The following is a 6,004-nucleotide window of genomic DNA, read 5'->3' as shown; positions in this document are numbered from 1 at the left end:
CGCGGCTTACGATTACGCCGAGATACAGCACGCCTACGACAACCGGTCTCTGATCGGCCCGCACACCAATACCGGCCTCGCACTGAGCATCGCCGCCAACCGCATCTCCTACATCTTCGACCTGCGCGGACCGAGCATTGCAGTCGACACCGCATGCTCGTCGTCTCTGGTCGCCGTGCACCTGGCCTGCCGCAGTCTGCAGAGCCAGGAGTCACGGATCGCGCTGGTGGGCGGCGTCAACGCCATCCTCAAGCCGGAGCCGACGATCGGATTTAGCCGCGCCTCGATGCTGTCGCCCGACGGACGCTGCAAGACCTTCGATGCCCGCGCCAACGGCTACACGCGCGGCGAGGGCGCCGGCGTCGTCGTACTCAAGCGCCTGTCCGACGCGCTGGAAGCCAATGATCACATCTATGCCCTGATCTGCGGCTCGGCGGTCAATCAGGACGGGCGCACGAACGGCATGAGCGTGCCGAGCCGCGATGCCCAGGAGGCGGCGCTGCACGAGGCGTTTCAGACGGCGCAGATCGATCCGGCGCAAGTCCAATATGTCGAGGCGCACGGCACCGGCACGCCGGTCGGCGATCCGATCGAGGCGCACGCGCTCGGCAGCGTGCTCGGCCCCGGGCGCGGCAATGACCGGTGTCTTGTCGGTTCGGTGAAAACCAACATCGGTCACCTGGAAGCGGCGGCCGGCATCGCCGGGCTGATCAAGACGGCGCTTGCGATCGAGCGACGCACGATTCCCGCAAGTCTGAACTTCGAGAGTCCCAATCCGGAGATTCCGCTGGAGCAACTCAACCTGCGGATCAACACGCAGACCGAACCGTGGCCCGACAACGGCCATCCCGCCCGCGCGGGAATCAACTCGTTCGGTTTCGGCGGGACCAATGCCCACGTGGTGCTCCAGGAGGCCCCGAGAGCCGACAGTCAACGCACACAGCCTGCTCTGCGTGACGCGCCGCTGATTCTGCCGCTGTCGGCGCGGGCGCCGGAAGCATTGCGCGCGCTGGCGACCAGTTATGCTGATCTGATCGAGCGCGAAGGCGGCGACCCCGAACGCCTGCACGCGATCTGCTATTGGGCCGCGGCGCGGCGATCGCATCACGCCTACCGGACCGCCGTGGTTGGACGATCGCCGCAGGCACTGACGACGCAGCTGCGCAACTTCGCGTCATCCGGTGCCGCGGTTCAAGCCAACAGGAGCAGCCTGTCCAAACCCGGACCGGCTTTCGTCTTTTCCGGAATGGGCTCGCAGTGGTGGGGGATGGCCCGCCAGTTGCTCGCGGCCGAGCCGGTCTTCCGCGACGCCGTCGAGCGCTGCGACGTCCTGTTCCGCCGCCGCGCGGACTGGTCGCTGTTGCGGGAACTGACCGCCGATGAAGCCAAGTCGCGCATGAGCCGCACCGACGTCTCGCAACCGTGCAACTTCGCGGTTCAAGTGGCGCTCGCGGCGCTGTGGCGTTCGTGGGGCATCGTACCCGGCGCCATCGTCGGCCATAGCGCCGGCGAGATGGCCGCCTGCCATGTTGCCGGCGTGCTGTCGCTCGAGGACGCGACCGAAGTCGCCTTTCAGCGCAGCCGCTTGCAGCAGCGCGCGTCCGGGCGCGGCAAGATGGCGGCCGTCGGCATCACCGAAATGGAGGCGCGCGAGCGGATCGCACGCTATGACGGCCGGCTGTCGATCGCGGCAATCAACGGCCCCGAAGCGCTGACGCTAAGCGGCGACGGCGATGCGCTGGAGGAAGTCGTCGCGGCACTCAATGAAGCCGGCGCATTCGTGCGTCTGCTGCGCGTCGACGTGCCATACCACAGCCACCACATGGATTCCTTGCAGCACGAGTTGCGCGCGGCGCTGTCGAACCTGCGCCCACAGAGCCCGAGCATACCGCTGTTCTCCACCGTAACGGGGGAAGCGGTAGAAGCGCCCCTGTTCGACGCGAATTACTGGTGGAATAACGTGCGCGAGCCGGTATTTTTTTCCCGCGCGGTCGCCGCGATGGTGCAGGCCGGCCACGATACGTTTCTCGAAGTCAGTCCCCATCCCGTGCTGGCGAGCGCGGTCTCCGAATGCCTGGCAGCGACCGGGACGCCCGGGACCGTGGTCGCATCGCTTCGCCGTGAAACCGACGAGCAGGAAACCATGCTGCGCTCGCTCGGCGACCTCTATGCGCGCGGCTTTGCCATTGCCTGGACCGGCGTCTACCCGCTCGCGGCGCCGTTTACGCATCTGCCCCAATATGCCTGGCAGCAGCAGTCCTATTGGCACGAATCGACGCAGTCCAGGAACGCGCGGCTGACATGCATCGATCATCCGCTGCTCGGACGTCGCCGCAACGGTCCAAGAACGGAATGGGAAGCCCTGCTGAACCCGAAAGTGTTGAGCTACCTCAGCGACCATCGCGTCGAGGGTTCGATCGTCTTTCCCGGCGCCGGCTATGTGGAGATTGCCCTGGCGGTCGGTCGCGCCGAACTCGGGACGACCAGGCTGGTGGTGGAGGACGTCGCGTTCGAACGGGCTCTGCTGCTTGCCGAGGCGGAATCCGTACAAGTTCTCGTCGCATATGAATCCGACACTGACGAGATCGCCGTGCATGCGAGCGCCGACCAATCGCAGTGGGAGCTGCACGCGCGCAGCAAGATCCGACCGTTCAAGCACGCTGCCGAGCCGGTCGATTTCGCCGCACTGCAGCTGCAATGCGCACGCGAGGTCCTTGAACCTTATGCGATCTTCGCCAGCGCCGGGCTGGACTACGGTCCCGCGTTTCAGGGCGTCGAACAGCTTTGGTGTGGCAGAGGCGCAGCGCTTGCGCGCCTGCGCTCGCCGCCCAGCGATGATCGCTATATTCTTCATCCGACCTTGCTCGATGCCTGCTTCCAGGTCTTTGTCGGAACGCTCGCGGCAGATGGACGGATGCCCGCTTATCTGCCGGTCGCCATGGCAAAGCTTGTCGTTTGCGCGGCTCTGGACGGCCAACAAGCCCTGTGGGCGCATGCGCGCATCAGCGAGCGCAGCGAGACGCGCCTGGTGGGCGACATCCGTTTGTTCAACGCGGACGGCGGCGTGCTCGCCGAGGTGCAAGGCTTTAGCTGCCGTGCGCTTGGCGCGCAGCAGGCGACGACGCTGACGCTCGCCAACTCGCTCTACGCATTCCGCTGGCAGGCCGACGGCTCTGCCGGCATCGCGGCGGCGGAGGGCCTGCTCAGTCCGGATGCGATCGGTGAACGGGTTCGCGCCCGCATGGACGAGATCGCCGATCCCGCCGAGCGCGTGCATTATTATCGTCAGGTCGAGCCTGCGCTCGATCTTGCTTGCGCGCGCATCGCCGCCGGCGCTTTCGCGCGGCTCGGCCGGGTGCTCCGCGCCGGCGATGTCCTCAAGGTCGAGCTCCTGTGCGAGGAGATCGGCGCGAAGCCCGAGAAGGAGCGCCTGGTCGCACGCATGCTGACGATGCTGGAGGCCAGCGGAACTGCGCGCCGTGAGGGTTACAGTTGGCGCGTGCTGGCGAGCGCCGACCCGAATGTGACGGCCGCCGAAATCCTCGATCCGCTTGCGCAGCAATTTCCGCTTTACGCGTCGGAGATCGAGCTGCTGCGGCGTTGCGCCGAGCGCCTCCCCGAAGTGCTGCGCTCCGAGATCGACCCGCTGCAACTTATCTTTCCCGACGGCTCGCAGGCGGTGGCCGAGCGCATCTATCGGGATTCGCGCTCGTTCGGCATCTACAACGCCATCGGCCGCGAGGCGGTGAGCGCCATCGTCGATGCCTTGCCGGAAAGATCCACCCTGCGCATCCTCGAGATCGGGGCGGGCGTCGGCTCCTTGACCGCGGAAATTCTGTCGCTGCTGCCGGAAGACCGGACGCACTACGTCTTTACCGACCTGTCGGGCACCTTCACACAGAAGGCCGCACAGAAATTTTCTCGCCACCGCTTCGTCGACTACCGCACATTCGATCTGGATCAGCCGCCGGAGCACCTCGCACCGAACAGCTTCCACATCGTCCTTGCGTCAGACGTGCTGCATGCGACCCGCGATCTGGAACGCAGCCTCGGCCATGTACGGGACCTGTTGGCGCCGGACGGATTGCTCATCGCGTGCGAACTCACCAAGCCGCCGTTCTGGTTCGATCTCGTGTTTGGCTTGTTGCCGGGATGGTGGCTGTTCGACGACAACGTGCGCAGCGATCATGCGTGCCTTCCCGGCGCCGCTTGGCACGCCTTGTTGCGGCATGCCGGATTTGAGCAGACCGAGTTGCTGTCGGAGGGCAACGCGGCCGGCGACACGGTGCACAGCGTCATCGTGGCCCGCTCTCCCGCCCGTGCCCTCGCGCGCGAGAGCACTGTGGAACTGCGGTCGGGCGTTTGGCTGCTTCTATCCGACGCGGCCGGTATTGCCGTCCGATTTGCCCAGGAATTGGCCCGTGCCGGTCAGCGCGCCGTTGCCATTGATTGCGTCGGAGGCGCCAACGGCGGCAGTCCCGTCGCGCCCGGCTGGATGCGCACGCGTATCGAACGGGCAATCGCGGAAAATCCGGAGCTGCGCGGCGTGGTGTACCTGCGGGGTCTCGACTATCCATTGGCGACGACGGCTGAGGTTCTCAATGCCGCGGACGAGATCTGCGCGGGCGCGCTCGATCTGATGCAGGCCATCGCCGAATGCTCGCAATCCGCGGATACCCGGCTGATCTTGCTGACCGCCGGCGCGGAGCGGGTGCTGGCCACCGATGCCGTCGACCCCGTTCAAGCCTCGCTGTGGGGTCTTGCTCGAGTATTCTTCAATGAGCACCCCGACGTCCGAAGTGCGATCGTCGATCTGTCCTCAGTGCCCGAGGACACGGAGCTCGCGTTGCTTGCGGCAGAATGCCTGAGCGCAAGCGGCGAAAGCGAAATCGCGCTGCGCGGCCACGCGCGCTTCGTGCATCGGCTCGAAGCGGCGGCGCTTGACAGCCTCGCGCTCGGCTTCAAGCGCCCCGTGCGCCCCGGCGAGACATTCCAGCTCGATTACGCCAAGCCGGGCGCCTTCGAGAATCTGCTGGTGCGGGCCTCCGAGCGCGTCGCGCCCGGTCCCGGACAGGTGGAAATCCGCGTCGCTGCTGCGGGACTGAACTTCCGCGACATCATGAAGATGCTCGACATCTATCCGACCGACGGCGATGCGCGGCATGTTCTTGGCGACGAATGCACCGGAACCGTCATCGCGGTCGGCGCGGGCGTGCACCGTATCGCGGTCGGCGACCGCGTCGCGGCGATCGTCGGCGGGTTCAGGTCCTCGATAACGGTAAGCGAAGAGCTCGTCGTCCGCCTGCCCGATCGCATCTCCTTCGCGCAAGGCGCGACGATCCCGATCGCCTTCGTTACCGCCTATTACGCGTTGCATCGGCTGGCGCATTTGCGCGCCGGTGAGCGGGTGCTGATTCACGCCGCCGCCGGCGGCGTCGGTCAAGCCGCATTGCAGGTTGCTAGGCTCGCCGGCGCGGAGGTGTTTGCCACCGCCGGTACGGCGGAGAAGCGCGACGCCTTGCGCGCCGAGGGTATCCAGCACGTGCTCGATTCGCGCTCACTCGATTTTGCCGACCAGGTGATGGAATTGACCGCGGGCAAGGGCGTCAACGTCGTTCTCAACTCGCTGGCCGGGCGGGCGATCCCGAAGAGCTTGATGGTGCTGGCGCCCCATGGGCGTTTCCTGGAAATCGGCAAGACCGACATCTACCGCGACAGCAAGCTCGGGCTGCGGCCGTTCCGCAAGAATCTTTCGTACTTCGCCATCGACCTCGACGCTATTTTCAAGGAACGTAGCGCAATCGCGGCAGAATTGCTGCACGAAGTCATGCAGGACATGGCAGCCGGCCGTCTGCAACCGCTGTCCAACCGGGTGTTTCCGGTATCGCAGGCGGAAAGCGCGTTTCGCTACATGGCGCAGGCCAAGCACATCGGCAAAGTCGTGCTGTCGATGGAAGATGCGCGCCTCAAGATCTCGCCGCGCCGATTCGATGCCTTGCCGCTG

General features: G+C 66.0%; 1 protein-coding gene. It reads left to right on the top strand.

Annotated features, from left to right (window positions below; translation table 11 throughout):
* A partial coding sequence (locus tag VGP39_RS20840; RefSeq protein WP_327569987.1) for a polyketide synthase occupies positions 1-6,004 on the top strand: 6,004 nt, incomplete at both ends.

This window comes from Bradyrhizobium sp. (assembly GCF_036009065.1).
Taxonomy (GTDB): domain Bacteria; phylum Pseudomonadota; class Alphaproteobacteria; order Rhizobiales; family Xanthobacteraceae; genus Bradyrhizobium.
Note: the sequence above shows the minus strand (reverse complement) of the source record. Positions and strands in the feature narration are given on the sequence as shown.